Genomic DNA, 19,544 nt, shown 5'->3' with positions numbered 1-19,544 from the left:
CGTTTTCATGTTCTCACCCCGTGATCTGGGTCATTGGGGCTAAGACATGGGCCATGACTAGCCGATACATCCACTAGAAAAGTCACAGTTCTAGTGGAGTCGGTATGAAGCAGCTTGGAGAAATCCTCCTTGATGAGGGACTAGTAACCCAGGATCAACTCCTGGCAGCCCTAGACGAGCAGGTGCTCCGCGGGCACAGCCTCGGCCGAGTCCTCGTTGAGTCCGGGGTCCTCAGCGAGGGGCAGCTCGTCTCGGCGCTCGCGCAACAGGTCGGCCTAGAGTTTGTGGACCTTGATGTCTACCCGGTGGACCGCACTGCAGTCTCCGCAGTGCCGGGTGCGCTGTGTCGCCGCTACACGGTTCTCCCCATTGGCTACCAAAACGGGTCCATCATCCTTGCGATGGCGGACCCGGGTAACGTGCTTGCGCTCGACGACGTCCGTCAGCTCACGCGTATGCAGGTCACGCCCGTGGTGGCCACGCACGAGGACCTCTCCCGCGCGCTCGACCGCTTCATCCGTGCGGACGGCGAGATGGACAACCTGGCCCACCAGCTCTCCGAGCAGCAGGTCGAGGAGATCGACCTGTCCAGCATCGGCGACTCCGTGGACGACGATGCCCCGATCGTCCGCTACGTGAACCTCATTGTCACGCAGGCGATCACGGACCGAGCCTCCGACATCCACATCGAGCCCACCGAGCATGACCTGCGCGTGCGGTACCGCATTGACGGCGTGCTGCACGAGATGCAACGCTCACCCAAGAGCACCCAGGCTGCGGTGACCTCGCGCGTGAAGATCCTCTCCGACATCGATATTGCAGAGAAGCGCCGCCCTCAGGACGGCCGCATGTCCGTGACGCACCAGGGCCGCAAGATTGACCTCCGTGTTGCCACGCTGCCCACGGTGTGGGGCGAGAAGATCGTTATGCGTATCCTCGACAACTCCACCGCGAGCCTCGACCTGCGCGACCTGAGCTTTGGGCAGGACAACTACGAGATCTTCAAGGAGTCGTACACCAAGCCGTACGGCATGATCCTGGTGACCGGGCCAACGGGTTCGGGTAAGTCCACGACCCTGTACGCCACGCTCAACGCGGTGTCCAAGCCGGAGATCAACGTGATCACCGTGGAGGACCCGGTTGAGTACAGGCTTCCGGGCATCAACCAGGTGCAGGTCAACCCCAAGGCAGGTCTGACGTTCGCGGGCGCCCTGCGTTCGATCCTGCGTTCCGACCCCGACGTGGTTCTGCTCGGTGAGATCCGTGACCACGAGACCGCCCAGATCGCGATCGAGGCCGCGCTCACCGGTCACCTCGTGCTCTCCACCCTGCACACCAACGACGCCCCGTCCGCAGTCACTCGTCTCACCGAGATGGGCATCGAGCCGTTCCTCGTGGGCTCCGCGCTCGACTGCATCGTGGCCCAGCGTCTTGCCCGAAAGCTCTGCGGCAAGTGCAAGGAGCAGTACACACCCACGCCAGACGAGATGACTGCAGCGCGCTTCCCTTGGATCGAGGGCGAGGAAATCCCGGTCCTGCATCGCCCCGCAGGCTGCACCTCGTGCTCCAACACCGGGTACCGCGGCCGTATTGCTCTGCACGAGGTCATGAACGTGACCGAGGAGATCGAGCGCCTCGCCGTGTCCCACGCGTCCTCCGCCGAGATCGCCAAGGTTGCGATGAAGCAGGGAATGCGCACGCTGCGCGACGACGGCTGGATGAAGGTCGTGGAAGGCCAAACCTCGATCGAGGAAATTCTGCGCGTTGTAACCTGACCGGCGGCCTAAAGTCTGGGCTGTTACTGCCTAAAGTTCCACTCGCTCAATGCCGATATCTCGGTGACGCGTGGCCGGTTTGGCGCGCTTGGATCGGGAAGGCTACATCGTGACTCAGCAGTTTTATCCGGAAGGACAACCTGGGCGTAGGGGAGTGTCGGACCCCAATACTCAGTTGGACCCGTCAGCTCGCAGCACGAGCGCTCCGGGGATTCCTAATACCGAATATGGTGTCCGGCAGTCGACTGCTCCCCGCGAGTCGGACTATCCGTGGGCAGTTCCCACCACCTCTGATGCCTTGGGCAATCACACCAACCAGACCAATTCTGGGGTGAGCGAAAGTGCCCGTCAGAGTTCCTATGGTTCGCTGGATCAGCAGCACCAATCGATCTCCACGTTTGTGCCTCAATCTCAGCGTCCAGGGATCGTTGAGCCAGTGGAAACCCTTCCCGGAGCGGGCTCTCGAGTGGGTAACCGTGCGGCGACCTCTTACCCGCTGAAGTCGGAAGCCGTGTCTCCTTTTGCGGGAAACGGTGCCCCAAGCAGTCCTCCGGTAACCAAGTTGGCTGGGCTTACAATGCCAGCACCCCCCACGAAGCCTGTTGTCGATCCTTCTCAACCGCTTCGTCCGCGTGGAATTGTTGCCGTTGATCAGAACGATGGTGGTCGCGTTGGTATGTCGAACGCGCTTCGCGCGGGCGACCTTCTTATCGACGATGTACTACGTGACGTTGTTTTCCACGGGGCCTCTGACCTCCACTTGACCGATCGGTCTACACCGATGATCCGAAAGTCCGGAGCGCTTATGCCGTTGGAAGGTTATGCGCCGATGACTGGGGAATCTCTGCGGAGGTCCCTTTTCACCCTTCTGACGCAGAAGCAGCGCGAGAAGTTCGAGGAGCAACTCGAGCTCGACTTTGCGTATCACGTGCCAGACGGTGAACGGTTCCGAGTGAACTTCTACATGCAGCGTGACACCGTTGGCGCCGCCTTCCGCGTTATTCCGAGCGAAATCAAGCCACTGGAGGCGCTTGGCGTTCCACCAATCGTCAACACGTTCTCCAAACTTCCGCGTGGGCTCGTCCTGGTTACCGGCCCCACGGGTTCGGGCAAATCTACAACCCTTGCGTCGATCATTGACCAGGCCAACCGCACCCGCAGCGACCACATCATGACGGTGGAGGATCCTATCGAGTTCCTCCACGACCACAAGCGCTCGATTGTGAACCAGCGCGAAGTGGGTACCGATACGTGGTCGTTTGCTAGCGCACTCAAGCACGTGCTCCGTCAGGACCCGGACATCATCCTGGTTGGCGAGCTTCGCGATCTGGAGACTATTTCGGTAGCGCTCACCGCAGCCGAGACCGGTCACCTCGTTTTTGCAACGCTTCACACGCAGGATGCGGCTCAGACAATCGATCGCGTGATTGATGTGTTCCCTGCCGAACAGCAGGAACAGATCCGTGTTCAGCTCGCCTCCGCTATTCAGGGCGTAGTCTCCCAGACACTGTGTAAACGCCAGAATAGCCCCGGCCGAGTAGTTGCCACGGAGGTCATGGTGGCCACGCCTGCTATCCGGAACCTTATCCGTGAAGGCAAGACACACCAGGTGTACTCACTCATGCAGGCTGGCGCTGCGGATGGAATGCACACCATGGACCAGCACCTAGCAGATCTGGTCAAGACCGGTGCAGTTAGCTACGAGGTGGGTCTGGATAAGTGCCACAGTGCGTCCGACTTTAACAGGCTCTCCGGGCGCAGGATGGGTGGCGCGGGAATGGGAATTGCCAACGCCGGCATGGGCGGAAATATCGAGACCGAGGGCGCGTACTAATGACTGATATTGATGCAAGAACTTTTAGCTACGAGGCCTTGGACAAGGCCGGAAATGTAGTCAAGGGAAAGCTGACCGGTCGTTCGGAGTCAGCGGTTGCGCAGAGGCTCATGTCGAGTGGTACCCAGCCGATCAACATTACCGAGGTCAAGACCACGGGGCTGAATGCTGACGTTCGTATCCCCGGAATCACCGACAAGGTCAAACTCAAGGACATCGCCATCATGCTGCGCCAGATGGCGACCATGATTGGCGCGGGTCTATCCCTCATCCGCGCACTGGCGACCCTGACGGAACAGACGGAAAACCCAACGTTGCGGGGAATCCTCAACACGGTCCGAACCGACGTGGAGACAGGACTTTCATTGTCTGCGGGATTGGCCAAGCACCCGCTAGTCTTCCCTCCGCTCATGATCAACATGGTCAAGGCCGGTGAAACGGGCGGGTTCCTTGATCAGACGCTCCTTAACCTCGCCAAGAACTTTGAGGATGAGGTCAAGCTCAACGCCAAGGTGAAGTCCGCGATGACCTATCCGGTTGTTGTGCTCGTCGTAGCGATTCTGGCTTCTGTGGGAATGCTTCTCTTCATTGTTCCCGTGTTCGCGGGAATCTTTGACTCCCTCGGAGGCGACTTGCCATGGGCAACCCAGATCTTGGTGGACATGTCGAACTTCCTCAAGGTCGCGGTGTGGCCGCTCTTGGTTTTGGTTGTCATCGCATTTGTGTGGTGGGGCCGAATCAAGAACAACAAGTCTGTTCGGGAAAAGGTTGATCCCCTCAAGCTGAAGATGCCGGTCTTCGGCGCACTCACACAGAAAATTGCTGTAGCACGGTTCACCCGAAACCTAGGGGCAATGCTCCGCGCCGGCGTTCCCGTGCTTCAAGCCCTAGAGATCGTGGGGGAGGCGAGCGGTAACTATGTGGTGGAAAAGGCCACCCAGGACATCATCAACAATGTGCGCCGAGGCAAGGGGCTAACAGCTCCCCTCGCCGAACACCCTATCTTCCCTCCCATGGTGGTCCAGATGATCGCGATCGGTGAAGACACCGGCGCCATGGACGTCATGCTCGAAAAGATTGCCGAGTTCTATGACGCAGAAGTTGAAGCAACCACAGAGCAGCTCACCAGCCTCATCGAGCCACTCATGATCCTCCTCATCGGTGGAATCGTTGGCGGAATGGTGATTGCTCTGTACATGCCGGTATTCAGCGTCTTCGACCTCGTTCAGTAGCGGGGAAGCTGGTTGAAGTCCCTTTTTCCAGGGAAACCGGTCTTCACGAAAATATCTTGAAAGAACTTACTAAAGGTTCCCCTCAACTGCGCCGATACACATCCCGGTGGCCAAGTTCCGCAGTTGTGCACGAGGCCCGGCATCAATTCTTCGCACGAACTATCAGAAAGGTGCGCTCAATGATCGCACGCATCAGCAAGTCCCTGAACGAGAAGGAAAAGGGCTTCACCCTGATCGAGCTTCTCGTGGTCGTCATCATCATCGGAATCCTCTCCGCGATCGCGATCCCTGTCTTCATGAACCAGCGCCAGAAGGCAGTCGACGCAGGCATCAAGTCGGACCTTCGCTCCATCGCAAACGAGGTTGAGAGCTACTACGTCGACAACCAGGCCTACCCAGCTGACGGGACTGTCGCAAAGGATGAGAATGGCAAGGTCAAGGTGGGAAGCGCCGACGATGCGGCCTTGATCAAGATCTCTGACCCGAACACTGAGTTCACCTACGAAGACAAAGGTGAGAGCTACGTTCTGACTGGAACGAACGACGAGAAGGGTTCGGGTAAGACGTTCACATACGACAGCAAGGATGGTGGACTCGACCCAGAAGGGAAGTGACCGCGGGGTTCACAACGCTTCTCTTGGCTTGAATACGGGCAGTCTTACTAACTGAGAGTTCTTCTAGCCAGCTAAACGCATGGGTGGTGCCTTCGCCAAAAGGCGGGCACCACCCATTCTGTATTTGAGGGGCGCTGGTCGCCTCAAACTTTCCAAGCCCCGTCCGTCATCCGCTGATCACTGCCGCTTCTAGGAGCTTTCGTGTCATCTCCGTTTCCCCAACACTCCAACGAGTGCACTGCTGAGGATGGTTTCTCCCTCATCGAGGTGGTCGTAGCGATAGTGCTCACGGGAATGCTCGCAGCCGCCGCTCTGACCTTCTTTGTTTCGGGCGTGAGCACGGTATCCGAGTCACAGCGGAAGCAGGCGGCGGTGATGCTTGCGAACAGCGCCGTTGAGCAGGCTCGGACAGTCGCGCCCGGTGCGGTCGATGCAGCTGGCACTAGTGGCCTGGTGAGAGGGCGCTCGAAGGCGAGCGTTCAGACTTCATGGACTGCGGCTACCGCGTTCGACAGCCAAGACACAGCGGACATGAACATTGCCTGGGACCCCAGCTCGGGACTGACTGACGCCTCCCAGTGGGTCCCCTTGGAACAGACCCGAACCGTCGACTCACAGTCGTACACCATCACTACACTTATTGGCTCGTGCTACCGATCCAAACTCGCCTCCAAGACCGCAGACGACTGCGTGAAGGATCAGCCCTCGATCAACTCTGACGACTACGTCTAGTTATATCGCGTCAGGATCGTAGTGAAGTGGGCGGAAAACCAGACTGCGACGCCACGCAGCTACCGCCTGGCCACCCTCATCGATCCAAGCACGGACGTGCTGTGGAACACGGTGCTCAAGCCATACGCCTATGACGATGACCTCTCGATTTCTGCAGGCGACCCGGCGCAGTTCTTCGCGATTGTGGCAAACGATGAAGTTGAATACAACACCGCTGGTACGGTGAGCCCAATCGTGGACCTGGCCACTCCCACTCACGGGACTCTCGCGGTTGGCACTGGAAGCCGAATCAACGGCGTCATTTACACGCCGCCAACCGACACAAAACTTGCGGGCCCAGTGACCTCAAAATATGCGGTCCGTAGTACCTCAATGGAGAAGTCGACTCCGGCGAACATCACGATCCACGTGCTCCCTCGCCCGTTCGAGGACTCGTTCAAGAAGGGGCCGGGTACCTCTAGCAAGATCACCGCAGAGCTGCTTGGTAATGACTTTGGTACTGAAAACATTGATTCAACGCGTCGAATCAACGTGGTTCTGACGAATGACCCGGACCTCGACATGTTCTCTATGGATAAGGTCCCGGACACAGTACTCGCGGCCCGAGAACGCTCAAAGCTAGCACTTGAGAGTAAGGGCCTTTCTGTTGACGCTAACGGGGACGTGCAGTTTGACGCACCAGTGGATGCCGGCGCGGGACCCGTGGTGTTCTATTACTACTTGGTGGATGACGACGCAAACCTAGTGGGTCAGCGTTTCCCAAGTGCACGCCCGGCTCGCGTGACCATCGAACTTGCTGAAGACAAGCCAGTTGCGGTGGATGAGTTAATCGAGATTCCGGTAAAGCACGGACCTTCCGACTTGAGCACCAAGCTGGATCTCCAGGACCTCACCGGAAACCCGGAAGACTATGCAATCCGAATCACGGACACAAACATTGGCGCTGGGGGACAGGGACGCCTCTCCATCGACGGATCCAACTACAACGCTGCGGACCACAACGAAGGGCTGGACGTGACGTACACACAGCAGGGCAATTCCGCCTACGCTGTGTGGTTCACCTATGAGGTGGTCAGCCCCGGTGGGCAGGTCTCCGAGGAGCGAAAGATCACGATCCATGTGGTGCCTAAAGCAGTTGGCGAGTCTATTAGTTTGAAGCGCAACACGACAGCGGACTTTGTGCTTTTCGGGAATGATTTGCCATCGGATGCCTCAGTGCAGCTAGTGAATGTTTCCAATCCAAGTTGCGCCACGAGAACTGTTGCCGATGCAGCTTCTGGAAAGGTGACGATAACGGCACCGAATGGCACGAATACCTGCACGATGACCTACGCACTTCAGGTACGTGATTTTCCCGAGATCGTGTCCAATAAGGCCACAGTTACGATTCAGGTGACGAGACGATGAGTTTTCTCAACCGTGCGACAGATGCTAACGAAGATGGAGTGAGCCTTGTGGAGCTCATTATCTCCATGGCGATCCTTGTTCTTCTACTCGGCGTGACTCTGACGGCGGTTGCGGGCATGTCGAAGAGCACGGTCCGATCCCAGGCAGTGGCAGACGCGAGCGATCAATTGAGGACTACATACCAGAGGCTAGACAAAGAGGTGCGCTACGCCTCGTCTGTGAACCAGCCCGGTGTGGTTGGCAACTCCATCTATTTTGAGTACTTGATCGATTCGAACATTGCGACCGGAACTCCCGAGTGCGTGCAGTGGCGCTACGTCACTGACAAGGGAGAACTGCAACGCAGAACCTGGCCAAGCGGGACTACGAAAGCATCGGCATGGCAGACGATGGTCACTCGGTTGCGTAATGACCTCTCCCAACCTGAGCAGCAGCCGTTCCGTGTGCAACGCGCTGGTAACAATAACGGAAAGGTGACAAGCAAGCAGCAGCTCGACATTTTCCTTGACACCGGCCTGGGCGCCGACGCTGATCCTCGTGGTGGCCAACTAGATGTCACGTTTGTGGCACAGAACTCATCAACGAACTCTCCGTACACTGTCTGCCTGATTGGAGGCATGAATCGTCCATGAATATCATCCGCATCATTCGCAGCCAGGGTGATCGACGCATGAAGCGCGACGAGAGCGGCGTTGCAATCATGAGCGTCATCCTGGTGATGTTCATGATTCTGATCATGTCCACACTCGTGCTCGGAATCGTGCTCTCCCAAGTGCGCCCTACGCTTTTCAGCAACAAGAACACGCGTACAATTTCGGCCGCGCAGGCCGGAGTTGATGCGACGATCTCTCAGATTCGCAACGCCACTACAGTGGATGCCGCGGGCGAAACGGTTGGGGAGATTCACTACCTGCCGTGCCAGGCAAGTGGTGCCGTTGACGGTAGCGATGTAAGCACCTCCTTCTCCGCAACAATTAGGTATTACAAAGAGGACCCCGAAGGTCGAGAGAAGCAGTGGCTTGAAGACGAAGCCCTGGAGTGCTTTCAAGGGCCATCAGCGTTTGGCCTGAAGGCAGTTCCACACTTTGCGATCATCACCTCCATAGGTATGGACGAGACTGCAACTGTGATGTCAGACGTGGCTGATCGGACTATCGAGGTCAAGTACACCTTCCCGCTCACCACTCGTACCATCAGTGGCGGGCAGATCATGGACTCGAATTCTCAGTTCTGCTTGGTTGCCGAGACCTTGACTACGGGGAGCAGAGTCCGATATCGAAAAGCGGAGTCTGAGAGTTGCAAGGAAAAGTCACCCCAGAACCTTTGGAGCTGGCGTAGTGACTACATGATCCACCTCAGTTCGACGGACCTCGACGGACAACTTCCACTCTGTCTCTCGGGGCGTGCGAGCAACAGCACCCCAGTTGCAATGACACTTCGTCCCTGCACGCTGGAGAAGACCGACCCGCTCGGTCAGCGGTTCTCCTGGACCGGCCAGCACACATGGCTTGGACAGAACTCGTCCAATACCGGATACGGGAACAGTTACATAGTTAACTCCGATGGGAATGTCAGCGATGGAGATTCGATCTCCGTATCAACTTCGACTAACAATCCAAAGCCTGTACCCTTGCCCGCAGTGGGTAAAGGTAACGCGTCGAGTGAGACCGACCAGGTTGTAAACCAGAGCTTGTTTGGTCGTTGCCTCGACGTGACGGACGAGCAAATCGATAAAGCTTTCATGATCACCTATCCCTGCAAGCAGGACCCCACCGGCAATGGTAGCTTCTCCTGGAACCACAAGTGGTACTACACAGAGCCGGACGCGGACCAAGGAGAGTCTTCGGTGAAGACCACAATCTCTGTAAGGCCCGGTGGAACCAAGAACTGCCTCATCACCACTACGAGGGAGGGCATCGTGGCTGGTGGTCGACCAAGCGGAGTTGCCGATGGCTCCTACAAGCCTGAGAAATTCCCTCGATTCAGGACCTCGGATAACCGGATCGACTGCTCGTCAGCCAGTGCCCAGTGGACCCGAAACGGCGATACCGGAAATCCGACGACCTCATGGACAATTGTCGATGTGAATGGTCGGTGTTTGTCGGCTAGCGGATCTATTATCAGTGGAAACTGGAACTCCATAGTTGTCGAGACATGCAACGGCAAGGACTACCAGAAGTGGAACGTTCCTGACGATCCACTGGAAGCATCCCTCGGAGACTACAAGGAAGTTGCAGGGAACTAACCTCATGGTTTCTTTGACCGCTGGCGAAGCGTGGATTATTCCGCTGATGGCACTGGCTGGGCTTTTGGGCCTCTGTATCGGATCATTCCTCAACGTGGTGATTTGGCGCGTTCCCAATGGCGTATCCCTTGTAGCGCCTCCAAGTAGTTGCCCAACTTGCGACACCCCGATCAAGTGGTATGACAACGTTCCCGTGATCTCTTGGGCGCTCCTCGGCGCAAAGTGTCGGTCGTGCAGGGCACACATTTCTGGACGCTACCCACTCGTGGAGCTCCTCACCGGTGCCGTGCTCCTCGCCATCGTGTGGAAGTTTGTGAGCGGAGCCAACAGTCTCGAGATGGTCGTAGGCGCTCTGCCATTCTTGTACCTCGGGGCACTCGGAGTCGCGCTTGGTTTCATCGACCTTGACACGCACAAGTTGCCCAACAGGCTTGTCCTTCCCGCGTATCCCATAATGTTTGGACTCATTGCGCTAGCGACTGTTGTGTCTGGTGCTGGGTGGGCCACAGTTGGGCGCGCAGTTCTGGCTGCTGGTGCGCTGTACGCCTTCTACTTTGTTCTCTGCATAGTGGGGGGAATGGGATTCGGGGACGTAAAGCTCGCGGGCGTTCTAGGAATGTCTCTCGGATGGCTCGGGTGGGACTACTTGATAGTTGGAGGGTTCTTACCCTTCCTTATAGGTGGCGCCTTCTCAGCCTGGCTGTTACTCACCCGACGCGCAGGCCGAAAATCCGGAATCCCGTTTGGACCTTGGATGATTTTGGGCTGGTTTGTAGCTCTCTTCGTTTCCGAGCCCATCGCTGATTGGTACCTCTCATTCCTGCTGTAACGCCGGTTGGTTGAGGGTGCAAAGATTGAGCAAGGCTGAGAGTCAAGTTGGCCGCGCCTTCTGCCGATAAGACTCTTGGTCTGTTTTTTATTGAGCGAGAGGATGATCGGTGGCACGAACATCGACAATTGGCGTGGATATAGGCACGAGTGCCGTCCGGGCCGCCGAGATGAGCTTTGGCTCTGGAGGACCGGGGAAGTCCGACCCAACGCTTACCGCATTCGCAGAGGTTCCTCTACCAATTGGTGCGTTGCAGGACGGCGAGGTTGTAGAGACAGCCGTAGTGGCAGATGCAATCAAGAAGTTGTGGGACAAGGGGAAATTCTCTGCCAAAGAAGTTGTCATCGGTGTTGGTAACCAGCGTGTTATCGTCCGCGAAGCCGACTTGCCTTGGCAGCCGCTCAATCAGTTGAAGAAAACTCTTCCATTCCACGCGGAGCAGTTGCTCCCGACGGGTTTGGGAGATGTCGTTGTCGACTTTGTCCCCACCGGTGAGAGAACCACTGAGGATTCGCGGCTCGTATCTGGACTCTTTGTTGCAGCGATCCGCGAGATGGTTACTTCGAATGCTCTAGCCGTGGAACGCGGAGGACTCACTCCGCTGATGGTGGACTTCACTCCTCTAGCGATCCAGCGTGCCCTCTCGCGTGGGGAACTTGGGAGGTACACGGTTGCATTTGTGGACGTTGGTGCCCGCATCTCGAACTTGGTCATTTCTGAACGAGGCGTACCTCGATTTGTGCGCGTGCTTCCTCAGGGTGGCCAGGATGCTACAGAGGCACTTGCAAGCGCGATGAATATAGCGCCCAACGATGCGGAACGGATGAAGCGTCGTGTTGGCATTGGACATCAGGGACAGAGTGAGAGCGCGCAGGTGTCAGAAGCGCTCATGGCCGTTACCTCAACTCTTGTCAACGCGATTCGTTCCACTATCCAGTACTACGGAACTAAAGGGCTCGGTGCTCCGATCGATCTCATCGTCCTTACGGGTGGTGGCACAAAGTTAGACGGGTTTGGTCAGTTCCTTTCTTCGGCGACCCGACTGCCCGTGCAGTTGGGCAACCCATTCGAGCGGGTCAAGGTAGCTAAGGGAGTGAACTTGGAATCCATTCGCGGCAATGAAAACGTAGCGACTGTTGCCCTTGGTCTTGCATACGGGGTGGCCGAATGAGTCTGACGCTTACCAAAAAGAGCAGCAAGCAGAAAGCTGCTTCGGACGAAAATTCCGAGTTTGACTACTCACTGCTCCCGCAGGTTAACCTTCTCCCCACTGAAATTCGTGATCGACGCAGCCTAAAGAAACTCAAAGTCAGGATCGGCTTCTTCTTTCTTGGCTTGATTGCGTTTGTGATTCTGGGATACGTGGCAGTTCAGGTAGAGAAATCTATGGCTGAGGCACGCTATGAGCGCGCGGTTGAACAGACCGCGAAGCTCAAAGCCGAGGAGGTCAAGTACGCAGAGGTTCCAAAGGTACTTGGTCAAATCAAGGACGCCACCACTGCACTCCGCGACGGCATGTACCGAGAGATCCTCTGGAAGGACTACATCGGTGCTGTCGCAGGAACTGTGCCTGACGGCGGCATCGTGAAGTCGCTGAGCGTGGAAGCCGCTACGCCAAACAACGCGGGCCCCCAAGCAGGAGACAACCTCCAAAACACCGGTATTGGTGAACTTACCTTTTCTGTGAACTTGAAGACGATGCCTGACACCGCCGCGTGGATCAATGAGTTGAACAAGATCAAAGGCTTCTCCGAAGCCCGCCTCGAGGCAGCGACTCTCGCTGGGGACAGTGATGGCAGGGAAGCATACGAGTTCACAGGAAGTGTGCGCCTGACAGAGGACATCTATTCGCACAGATTTGAACCCGACGACTTGGAGGAATCCATCGATGAAAGCGACTCGTAAGACCTGGATCGCAGGTGCCGCGGTTGTAGCGATTCTCATCCTTGTCGCTGTCTGGCTGCTCCTGATCGCTCCTGTGCGAGATGAATCTGCCATTGCAAATGATGATGCTGAACAGATCGAATACTCCAACGACGTGCTCCAAACGCGCGTGGCCACCTTGCGCAAGCAGTTTGAAAAGATCGATGAGTACAAGGATCAGCTCTCGGCCTACCAAGTTCAGATCCCAACAGCTGTTGACTACGAGTCAATTGTCGATGAGATTGAACGATCAGTTGAGAAGTCCAAGGTCTCATTCATTTCAGTAAGCTCGGAAGAGAACATCGCACCAGTCAAGCCTTTTACAGAACTGATGGTTGCTGAGCCAACCGGTACTGAATCAGAGGAAGGCGAAGCTTCTGCAGCGCCGGCCCCAACGGAGCCCGTCACGGTATCGGGTGCAACTCCTACTGCAACGGGCGCATTGTCCACAGTTGTTCCCGGCTTCTACCAAGTTCCTCTCCTGATCACAGTGCAGGGTGACTATGAAGAAGTCCTCGAGTTTTCAGAGCAACTCCAGGTAAATTCGGAACGCGCACTCCTGGTGACCTCTGTTGAGGTGACTTCACTTCGAGAGGCCCCGGAATCCGCGAACGCGCCTAAGTCTGAAGTTGGCGACGTCACCTACATACTGCACACAATTGCGTACGTGCTCCAGTCGGAGAAGGCTGGCGCTGTGCCCGACGGCTCAGACATCACAGAGACGATGCTGCCTGAGATCGGACGAAAGAACGTTTTCGCGCCTGAGAGGTAGGGGCTACCTCGCCAAGCAAACACCGTAGCAAGTAGCGTTTGAGGGTCTGACTCCCGCTGGGAGTCGGACCCTCAAGCGTTGGTGGGGCACGATCGTCGGGAATGAGCAACGCAACCCAAACGTTCCAGATCACGGGCAATACCCTGACCACTACCTGAAACATGGAAAGATAGATGCATGCTTCGTTGGATCACGTCAGGTGAGTCGCACGGCCCCGCGCTCGTTGGAATTATTGAGGGCCTTCCCGCTGGTGTTGAGGTAGTAACCTCGGACATCCAGGACGCGCTTGCGCGCCGCCGCCTCGGCTATGGCCGCGGAGCGCGCATGAAGTTTGAGAAGGACGAGGTGCGAGTCCTCGCAGGTCTGCGCCACGGCGTGAGCCAAGGTGGCCCGATGGCCATCGAGATCGCCAACACCGAGTGGCCCAAGTGGGTTGACGTGATGGCTGCGGACCCTGTTGAGGTAGACAAGCTTGACGTCGATGCAGGGAAGGGTGACTACCGCGAATCGGCGCGAAACCGCCCAATTACCCGGCCGCGTCCGGGCCACGCCGACCTCGTGGGTATGCGCAAGTACGGCTTTGACGATGCCCGCCCGGTCCTCGAACGCGCGTCAGCACGTGAGACTGCAACGCGAGTTGCGCTGGGAACCGTAGCAGCAAAGTTTCTCGAGCAGGCCTTTGGCATCACGCTCGTGTCCCACGTGGTTGGGATCGGTCCGGTTGAGGCGCCCCGCGATGCCGCGCTGCCCACAGCCGCTGACGTTGACTACCTGGACAATGATCCAGTGCGCTGCTTTGACAAGGAAACCTCGGACAAGATGGTCGCTGAGATCGACCAGTGCCACAAGGATGGCGACACCCTCGGCGGTGTCGTAGAGGTCCTGGCGTACGGGGTTCCCTCCGGAATTGGCACGTACATCCAGGGTGACCTTCGTTTGGATGCACGCTTGGCCGCTTCCCTCATGGGAATCCAGGCGATCAAGGGCGTGGAGGTCGGCGACGGCTTCCTGACCGCAACCCGCCGGGGCTCCGAAGCTCACGATGAAATCGAGCCAGGGGAGGGTGGCATCAGCCGACTCTCCAACCGCGCCGGTGGCATCGAGGGTGGCATGTCTAACGGTGAGACCATCCGCGTTCGCGCCGCGATGAAGCCAATTTCCACCGTGCCGCGCGCTCTGCGCACTATCGATACCGCAACCGGTGAGGCCTCAACAGCGCACCACCAGCGTTCGGACGTGTGCGCGGTGCCTCCTGCAGCAGTAGTTGCCGAGGCTCAGGTCGCGCTGACGCTCGCGCAGGTTGCGCTGGAAAAGTTCGGGGGTGACTCGGTTGCCGAGACTAGCCGTAACCTTGAGTCGTACCTAAACTCCATTCCTGAGAATCTCCGTTAGGAACTGCGCTCGATGTCTGCACTACCCGTCGTAGTATTGGCTGGCCCACCCGGGTCAGGTAAGTCCACGGTTGCTAAGGTCCTGTCTCGCCTGCTCGAGTTGCCCGTGCGTGACACGGATGACGACGTCGAGGTGAAGGCGGGCAAGCCCATCTCCGACATCTTTATTGATGACGGCGAGCCGGCGTTCCGTGAACTTGAGGTTGCGGCGGTGGCTGAGGCGCTAGTTGAGCACTCTGGAATCGTGTCGCTGGGCGGGGGAGCGGTACTGCACCCGCTGACCCAGGAGAACCTGGCGTCCTATCGCAATGCCGGCGGCACCGTGGTGTTCCTCGACGTCTCTCTTGCCCACGCGGCCCCGCGGGTCGGGTTCAACCAAGCTCGCCCACTACTTTTGGGCAACCCACGCTCCAAGTGGAAGGTGCTGATGGACCAGCGCCGTCCAACCTATGAAGCTGTGTCGAACCTGCACGTCCTCACCGATGATAAGACCCCGGAGCAGGTAGCTCAGGAAATCGTTGACTCCCTGAAGGGTGGCTCGAAATGACCAACAAGATCTCGCGTATCACGGTGAACGCCGAGCGCACGTACGACACCGTGATTGGCACTAACCTTCTGGGTGAGCTGCCCGCAATGCTCGGTGAATCCGTCAAGAAGGTCCTGATCGTCCACCCCGAGGCACTCGAGGCCTCCGCGCAGGCAGTCCGCGAGGACCTGCTTGCCCAGGGCTTTGAGGCGCTGCTGGCAGTGATCCCTGACGCCGAGGAAGCCAAGAACATCCAGGTTGTTGCTTTTGCGTGGCAGATCCTGGGCCAGTCGGACTTCACTCGTTCCGATGCGATTGTTTCCCTGGGTGGAGGGTCCACCACCGACGTTGCCGGGTTCATTGCCGCAACGTGGCTGCGCGGAATCAAGGTAGTACACATCCCCACCACGCTTCTGGCTATGGTCGATGCAGCGGTTGGTGGAAAGACTGGAATCAACACCGCCGAGGGCAAGAACCTGGTGGGCTCGTTCCACAGCCCTAGCGGCGTGCTCTGCGACCTGGCCTCCCTTGAATCGCTTCCCAAGTGGGACTTTGTGGCGGGACTGGGCGAGATCATCAAGACCGGCTTCATTGCGGACCCGGTCATCCTAGACATCGTTGAGGAGCACGCGGAGCAACTGCGTAACTGGCCAGACAGCGCGCCCGAGTTGGGTGACGTGGTCCGCGAGCTGGTAGAGCGGTCGGTTGCCGTGAAGGCTCGGGTTGTTTCCGCCGACCTCAAGGAGGCCGACCTCCGCGAGATCCTCAACTACGGCCACACTTTTGGCCACGCGATCGAGTTGGTAGAGCGCTACTCGTGGCGCCACGGTGCTGCGGTGTCCGTGGGCATGGTGTTTGTGGCTGAGCTGGCGCGCCTTGCGGGTAAGCTCGACGACGCCACGGTGGAACGTACGCGTTCCATCCTCCAGTCAGTTGGCCTTCCGGTCACCTACCGCGGCGACCGCTGGGAGCAGCTACTCCAGGCCATGCGCCGGGATAAGAAGTCCCGCGGGGACATGCTCAGGTTCGTCATCCTCGAGGAGATCGGCAAGCCGGTTCGCCTGGAAGGTCCGGACCCGATGCTTCTGGTTTCCGCCTACGCCGAGGTTTCCGGTGAGGCTCCGGTGAAGTCGAACAAGGTCTTCCTGTAAGTCTTCTTCTTTGTAGGTCCCGCGTTTCACTCTCGTATTGGAAGGTTCCATCATGGCGGACATCCTGATCCTCAACGGCCCAAACCTGGGGCGCCTTGGCGTGCGCGAGCCCGACGTGTACGGGACGCTCTCCTACGCGGACCTCGTGGAAGCCGGGGCGCGATGGGGGAGCGAGGCGGGACTCGACATTGAGGTGCGCCAGACCGACAACGAGGCCGAGATGATCCGTTGGATCCATGAGTCCGTTGACTCCGGGAGTGACGTGGTCATGAATCCCGCCGCGTTCACTCACTTCTCCTACGCCATCCGGGACGCCGCAGCCATGATCACCAAGGGCGGGCGCTTCCTGGTGGAGGTCCACATCTCCAACCCGTACGCACGCGAAGAGTTCCGCCACCACTCCGTGGTTGGGCCCATCGCCTCCGGAACGATCGCCGGGTTCGGGTTCGACTCATACCGCCTCGCGGTTGAGGCGATCAAGACGCTGCGCGCGGGCAAGTAAGCTCCTTCAGTTTCTGGCACTAGGCCGGCTGTCACTTAGGTGATGGCCGGCTTTTTCGCGCCCGCTTTCAGGGGGGGAGTGGCTCTTAGGATCCGTCCTGACGAACTTTGGGTGCGGCCTTTAGGATCCGTCCTGACGAAGCCGGCCGGAAACTCCAGATATCCCAACGCAGGTACTTAGCGGCACCTTTTGTGCCCGCATCGCCCCGGGCGCGGACTCTGTGCCGCATGAATGCGAAGCCACTTAACCGCATGAGGTTAAGAAGCATTTCTTAACCCTATAGGGTTGATTGTTGATTCGTAACCCTATAGGGTTAAGTCATGTTCGTATTGACAGTGGACCAGAAGGCCAGCCGCTCGACCGGTGACAAAGTTCCAAACCTGCTCACTGACCTCAAGTGGCTGCTGCGACGGGACCTCGCACCACGCGTCGCGTTCGGCAGGACAATCGGCGATGAAGTGCAGGGCGTACTCGACAGCCCCCAGGCCGTCTATGCGGTGTTTCGGCATCTGATGCGTTCCGGCCAGTGGTACCTGGGTATTGGAATCGGAGGCGTTGTTACTCCGCTCCCCACCCGTTCGAGCGAGGGTGCTGGCGCAGCATTCGTCTACGCTCGCGAGGCAGTCGAAGACGCAAAGGTGTTGCGCGGACGGGCTCCCGTGTCCGTCCGGTCGAACGACTCGGCCAAGGCGGAGGAGCTGCAGTCGCTCCTTCGCCTCCTTGGATCGATCATCCAGAATCGTTCGGCCGCCGCCTGGGAAGCCGCCGATCTGCTGATGGATCCGGATGGCACGCCCACGGGTCTTAAGCAGAAGGACGTCGCGGACCGGCTCGGCATCTCAGAAGCGGCCGTATCAAAGCGCGTCAAGCTCGCTGCGCTGGACGAGGAAAGGGAAGTCCTATCCCTCGTCGCGCGCCTACTGGATGAGCTCAACGGGACTGTGTAAGGATCGGCGCATGGCATTTGACCCAACGAGCATCACCATCTGGATCGTCATCCTCGTGCTGTCGGCGGTGGGTGGTTATTACGTGACCCGTGGCGTGCTGTCACTCGCGCAGCGGCGCGCGAGCAAGGAGGAGACCGATCACGCACAGCGGATCGGTGATGGTGGTCCCGCGTTGGCCGCTGAGAGCGCTGTGGCCGAAGACGCCGAGGGCGCTGCCGAAAGTGCTGCCGAAAGCGCCTCGCCAGAGTCCACCACCTCAGCCGCAAGCCTCATCGCGAGCGCCGAGGCCCAGGAGGGCCCTGACGGCGTCCAGGCCAAGGCCGGCCTGCGTGGCGGAATGTGGATTGGAATCCTCGAGCGCGTCCTCATCACCGCGTTCTTCATGGCGGGCTTCACCACGGGCATCGCCGTGGTGGTCGCAGTCAAGGGTCTCGGCCGCTACCCAGAACTCAACGCCGCAACATCCGAGCGCTTCATCATTGGAACGCTCGCCTCCCTGCTTTGGGCCTTCGCCTGTGGTTCCCTGGGCCTCTGGCTGATCCACAGCCTCTGACGCGCTGCCCCCATCCGCTGCCTCTGACCCGCTGTCCCTGCCCCAGAAAACCTCTACGAAACTAGCCCACCATCTCAGCCCACTGGGCAAGGAAGTGCGCGCCAGAATCGTCGTTAATCAGTGACGGATGCGTCAGGACCGGGTAGGGCACAGGCGGCACGCCATCGGCGGGCCGCACGTCCACGTGCGCGACCTCGAAGCCGTTCTCGTGCAGCCACGTGGCCATGGTGTAGTCGGAGCGGGAGTCGCCCATGGTGTACCAGTGGTGGGGGATGGGCGCGCCGATCTCCAGCAGCTCGTCCACAAATCGCTGGGCGCCCACGTCCTTCCCGGTTCCGGGGTGCTCGATGTCCACCGCAATAATCGACGAGTCCACCCGCAGCGCCTCGCCACTCGGCTCGTCAGGCGAAATTGCGTGCAGCACGTCGGCGCCGGTGGCGCCCACCGGGACGCCGTGCCATTCGATCGTGTACCCGTGCTCGGCCACCATGGTGGCCACGGCTTCATTGAGCGCGTTCTGACGCGCTTTGAACTGGTGGTTGCTGACTGACGTCAGCTGTTCCAGCGACACCATTGTGCGTTTGGTCTCGTCAAAGAACACCAGGTCTGCAAAGTGTTGGTGGGTCAGGTCGCGCGCCGCATCGTACACGTTTTTCTTCACGACGATCGACTCATCTACCTGCAAATTCAACGTTTCAGCGGGGCTCGTGGGGAAGCGGAACCATGTGGCGCCCTTTTCCGCAATGCCCCACACGAGCGCCTCGGGCGTGAGTCCGCCGGCGACCATTGGCGCGAGGACTTCGTGGCGTAGGAACTCGTCCGAACGGCCCGTGTTGAACGCGATCGGGATGCCGGCATTGGCAAGCGTGACAAGGGAATCAACGATTCCCGGTTGGGAGAGAGTGCGGGTCACGGGGCTGGAAATGGGGCCGTCCACGTCCAGGAGCAGGCCAAAGCCTGTGGCGGATGTGACGCAGCACGGGGTGGGGGACGAGTTCGATAGCACGTTATAATGGTACGCACCCTCGTGAGCCTTGATGCTTCGTCCTAGGTGGCGTTGGCTTCGGCACATGCGCGCCGGTTGACGTGCTCGGTCACGTGGGGACGTACT

At 58.7% G+C, this 19,544-nt stretch carries 19 protein-coding genes; 18 read left to right on the top strand and 1 reads right to left on the bottom strand.

Going from position 1 to position 19,544, the window contains the following annotated elements:
* Window positions 1-104: 104 nt before the first annotated feature.
* From HGSM_RS07505 to HGSM_RS07420, 18 genes are all read left to right on the top strand, one after another.
* The gene (locus tag HGSM_RS07505; RefSeq protein ID WP_019148133.1) at window positions 105-1,775 is read left to right on the top strand and encodes a GspE/PulE family protein; all 1,671 of its coding nucleotides are present in this window, start codon (window positions 105-107) and stop codon (window positions 1,773-1,775) included.
* Window positions 1,776-2,451: 676 nt separating this feature from the next.
* Complete coding sequence (locus HGSM_RS07500) at window positions 2,452-3,609, top strand: type IV pilus twitching motility protein PilT (protein ID WP_019148132.1); 1,158 nt, start codon at window positions 2,452-2,454, stop codon at window positions 3,607-3,609.
* The gene (locus HGSM_RS07495; protein WP_019148131.1) at window positions 3,609-4,841 is read left to right on the top strand and encodes a type II secretion system F family protein; all 1,233 of its coding nucleotides are present in this window, start codon (window positions 3,609-3,611) and stop codon (window positions 4,839-4,841) included. The genes HGSM_RS07500 and HGSM_RS07495 overlap by 1 nt, the downstream gene beginning before the upstream one ends.
* Before the next feature lie 179 nt (window positions 4,842-5,020).
* Window positions 5,021-5,455: a type IV pilin protein gene (locus tag HGSM_RS14995; protein ID WP_019148130.1), complete on the top strand. Its 435-nt coding sequence runs from the start codon at window positions 5,021-5,023 to the stop codon at window positions 5,453-5,455.
* Between the two features lie 201 nt (window positions 5,456-5,656).
* Window positions 5,657-6,187: a type IV pilus modification PilV family protein gene (locus HGSM_RS07485; RefSeq protein WP_019148129.1), complete on the top strand. Its 531-nt coding sequence runs from the start codon at window positions 5,657-5,659 to the stop codon at window positions 6,185-6,187.
* A gap of 21 nt (window positions 6,188-6,208) precedes the next feature.
* The gene (locus tag HGSM_RS07480) at window positions 6,209-7,594 is read left to right on the top strand and encodes a hypothetical protein (protein WP_019148128.1); all 1,386 of its coding nucleotides are present in this window, start codon (window positions 6,209-6,211) and stop codon (window positions 7,592-7,594) included.
* Window positions 7,591-8,226 (top strand): prepilin-type N-terminal cleavage/methylation domain-containing protein, encoded by a 636-nt coding sequence (locus HGSM_RS07475; RefSeq protein ID WP_019148127.1) that lies wholly within the window; start codon window positions 7,591-7,593, stop codon window positions 8,224-8,226. The genes HGSM_RS07480 and HGSM_RS07475 overlap by 4 nt, the downstream gene beginning before the upstream one ends.
* 38 nt (window positions 8,227-8,264) lie before the next feature.
* Window positions 8,265-9,839 carry an RICIN domain-containing protein gene (locus HGSM_RS07470; protein ID WP_154646275.1) on the top strand — a complete coding sequence of 525 codons (1,575 nt, stop codon included), beginning with the start codon at window positions 8,265-8,267 and terminating at the stop codon, window positions 9,837-9,839.
* A gap of 4 nt (window positions 9,840-9,843) precedes the next feature.
* Window positions 9,844-10,668 carry a prepilin peptidase gene (locus tag HGSM_RS07465; protein WP_019148125.1) on the top strand — a complete coding sequence of 275 codons (825 nt, stop codon included), beginning with the start codon at window positions 9,844-9,846 and terminating at the stop codon, window positions 10,666-10,668.
* A 109-nt stretch (window positions 10,669-10,777) separates the two neighbouring features.
* Window positions 10,778-11,839 (top strand): type IV pilus assembly protein PilM, encoded by a 1,062-nt coding sequence (gene pilM / locus HGSM_RS07460; RefSeq protein WP_040594712.1) that lies wholly within the window; start codon window positions 10,778-10,780, stop codon window positions 11,837-11,839.
* Window positions 11,836-12,573: a PilN domain-containing protein gene (locus HGSM_RS07455; RefSeq protein WP_019148123.1), complete on the top strand. Its 738-nt coding sequence runs from the start codon at window positions 11,836-11,838 to the stop codon at window positions 12,571-12,573. The genes pilM and HGSM_RS07455 overlap by 4 nt, the downstream gene beginning before the upstream one ends.
* Window positions 12,557-13,363: a hypothetical protein gene (locus HGSM_RS07450; protein WP_019148122.1), complete on the top strand. Its 807-nt coding sequence runs from the start codon at window positions 12,557-12,559 to the stop codon at window positions 13,361-13,363. Before HGSM_RS07455 ends, HGSM_RS07450 begins: the two co-directional genes overlap by 17 nt.
* Window positions 13,364-13,540: 177 nt before the next feature.
* Entirely contained in the window at window positions 13,541-14,755 is a 1,215-nt protein-coding gene (aroC, locus tag HGSM_RS07445) for a chorismate synthase (RefSeq protein ID WP_019148121.1), read from the top strand.
* A 12-nt stretch (window positions 14,756-14,767) separates the two neighbouring features.
* Window positions 14,768-15,301, top strand: coding sequence for a shikimate kinase (locus HGSM_RS07440; RefSeq protein WP_019148120.1), 534 nt, complete (start codon window positions 14,768-14,770; stop codon window positions 15,299-15,301).
* The gene (aroB, locus tag HGSM_RS07435) at window positions 15,298-16,431 is read left to right on the top strand and encodes a 3-dehydroquinate synthase (protein WP_019148119.1); all 1,134 of its coding nucleotides are present in this window, start codon (window positions 15,298-15,300) and stop codon (window positions 16,429-16,431) included. Before HGSM_RS07440 ends, aroB begins: the two co-directional genes overlap by 4 nt.
* Before the next feature lie 52 nt (window positions 16,432-16,483).
* Entirely contained in the window at window positions 16,484-16,933 is a 450-nt protein-coding gene (locus HGSM_RS07430; RefSeq protein ID WP_019148118.1) for a type II 3-dehydroquinate dehydratase, read from the top strand.
* A 320-nt stretch (window positions 16,934-17,253) separates the two neighbouring features.
* On the top strand, window positions 17,254-17,880 hold the full coding sequence (locus HGSM_RS07425; RefSeq protein WP_019148117.1) for a SatD family protein: 627 nt from the start codon (window positions 17,254-17,256) through the stop codon (window positions 17,878-17,880).
* Between the two features lie 10 nt (window positions 17,881-17,890).
* Window positions 17,891-18,433, top strand: a complete 543-nt coding sequence (locus HGSM_RS07420; RefSeq protein ID WP_019148116.1) for a hypothetical protein — start codon at window positions 17,891-17,893, stop codon at window positions 18,431-18,433.
* A 61-nt stretch (window positions 18,434-18,494) separates the two neighbouring features.
* On the opposite strand, the gene HGSM_RS07415 is transcribed toward HGSM_RS07420, so the two are convergent.
* On the bottom strand, window positions 18,495-19,439 hold the full coding sequence (locus HGSM_RS07415) for a hypothetical protein (RefSeq protein WP_019148115.1): 945 nt from the start codon (window positions 19,437-19,439) through the stop codon (window positions 18,495-18,497).
* Window positions 19,440-19,544 lie beyond the last annotated feature (105 nt).

The sequence above is a fragment of the Timonella senegalensis JC301 genome (genome assembly GCF_000312125.1).
GTDB lineage: Bacteria > Actinomycetota > Actinomycetes > Actinomycetales > Cellulomonadaceae > Timonella > Timonella senegalensis.
Note: the sequence above shows the minus strand (reverse complement) of the source record. Positions and strands in the feature narration are given on the sequence as shown.

Excerpts from the sequence above, each read along its gene's own strand:
- HGSM_RS07505 (WP_019148133.1), top strand. The coding sequence starts at position 105 with ATGAAGCAGCTTGGAGAAATCCTCCTTGATGAGGGACTAGTAACCCAG.
- HGSM_RS07500 (WP_019148132.1), top strand. The coding sequence starts at position 2,452 with ATGTCGAACGCGCTTCGCGCGGGCGACCTTCTTATCGACGATGTACTA.
- HGSM_RS07495 (WP_019148131.1), top strand. The coding sequence starts at position 3,609 with ATGACTGATATTGATGCAAGAACTTTTAGCTACGAGGCCTTGGACAAG.
- HGSM_RS14995 (WP_019148130.1), top strand. The coding sequence starts at position 5,021 with ATGATCGCACGCATCAGCAAGTCCCTGAACGAGAAGGAAAAGGGCTTC.
- HGSM_RS07475 (WP_019148127.1), top strand. The coding sequence starts at position 7,591 with ATGAGTTTTCTCAACCGTGCGACAGATGCTAACGAAGATGGAGTGAGC.
- HGSM_RS07470 (WP_154646275.1), top strand. The coding sequence starts at position 8,265 with ATGAAGCGCGACGAGAGCGGCGTTGCAATCATGAGCGTCATCCTGGTG.
- HGSM_RS07465 (WP_019148125.1), top strand. The coding sequence starts at position 9,844 with ATGGTTTCTTTGACCGCTGGCGAAGCGTGGATTATTCCGCTGATGGCA.
- HGSM_RS07455 (WP_019148123.1), top strand. The coding sequence starts at position 11,836 with ATGAGTCTGACGCTTACCAAAAAGAGCAGCAAGCAGAAAGCTGCTTCG.
- HGSM_RS07450 (WP_019148122.1), top strand. The coding sequence starts at position 12,557 with ATGAAAGCGACTCGTAAGACCTGGATCGCAGGTGCCGCGGTTGTAGCG.
- aroC (WP_019148121.1), top strand. The coding sequence starts at position 13,541 with ATGCTTCGTTGGATCACGTCAGGTGAGTCGCACGGCCCCGCGCTCGTT.
- HGSM_RS07440 (WP_019148120.1), top strand. The coding sequence starts at position 14,768 with ATGTCTGCACTACCCGTCGTAGTATTGGCTGGCCCACCCGGGTCAGGT.
- aroB (WP_019148119.1), top strand. The coding sequence starts at position 15,298 with ATGACCAACAAGATCTCGCGTATCACGGTGAACGCCGAGCGCACGTAC.
- HGSM_RS07430 (WP_019148118.1), top strand. The coding sequence starts at position 16,484 with ATGGCGGACATCCTGATCCTCAACGGCCCAAACCTGGGGCGCCTTGGC.
- HGSM_RS07425 (WP_019148117.1), top strand. The coding sequence starts at position 17,254 with ATGTTCGTATTGACAGTGGACCAGAAGGCCAGCCGCTCGACCGGTGAC.
- HGSM_RS07420 (WP_019148116.1), top strand. The coding sequence starts at position 17,891 with ATGGCATTTGACCCAACGAGCATCACCATCTGGATCGTCATCCTCGTG.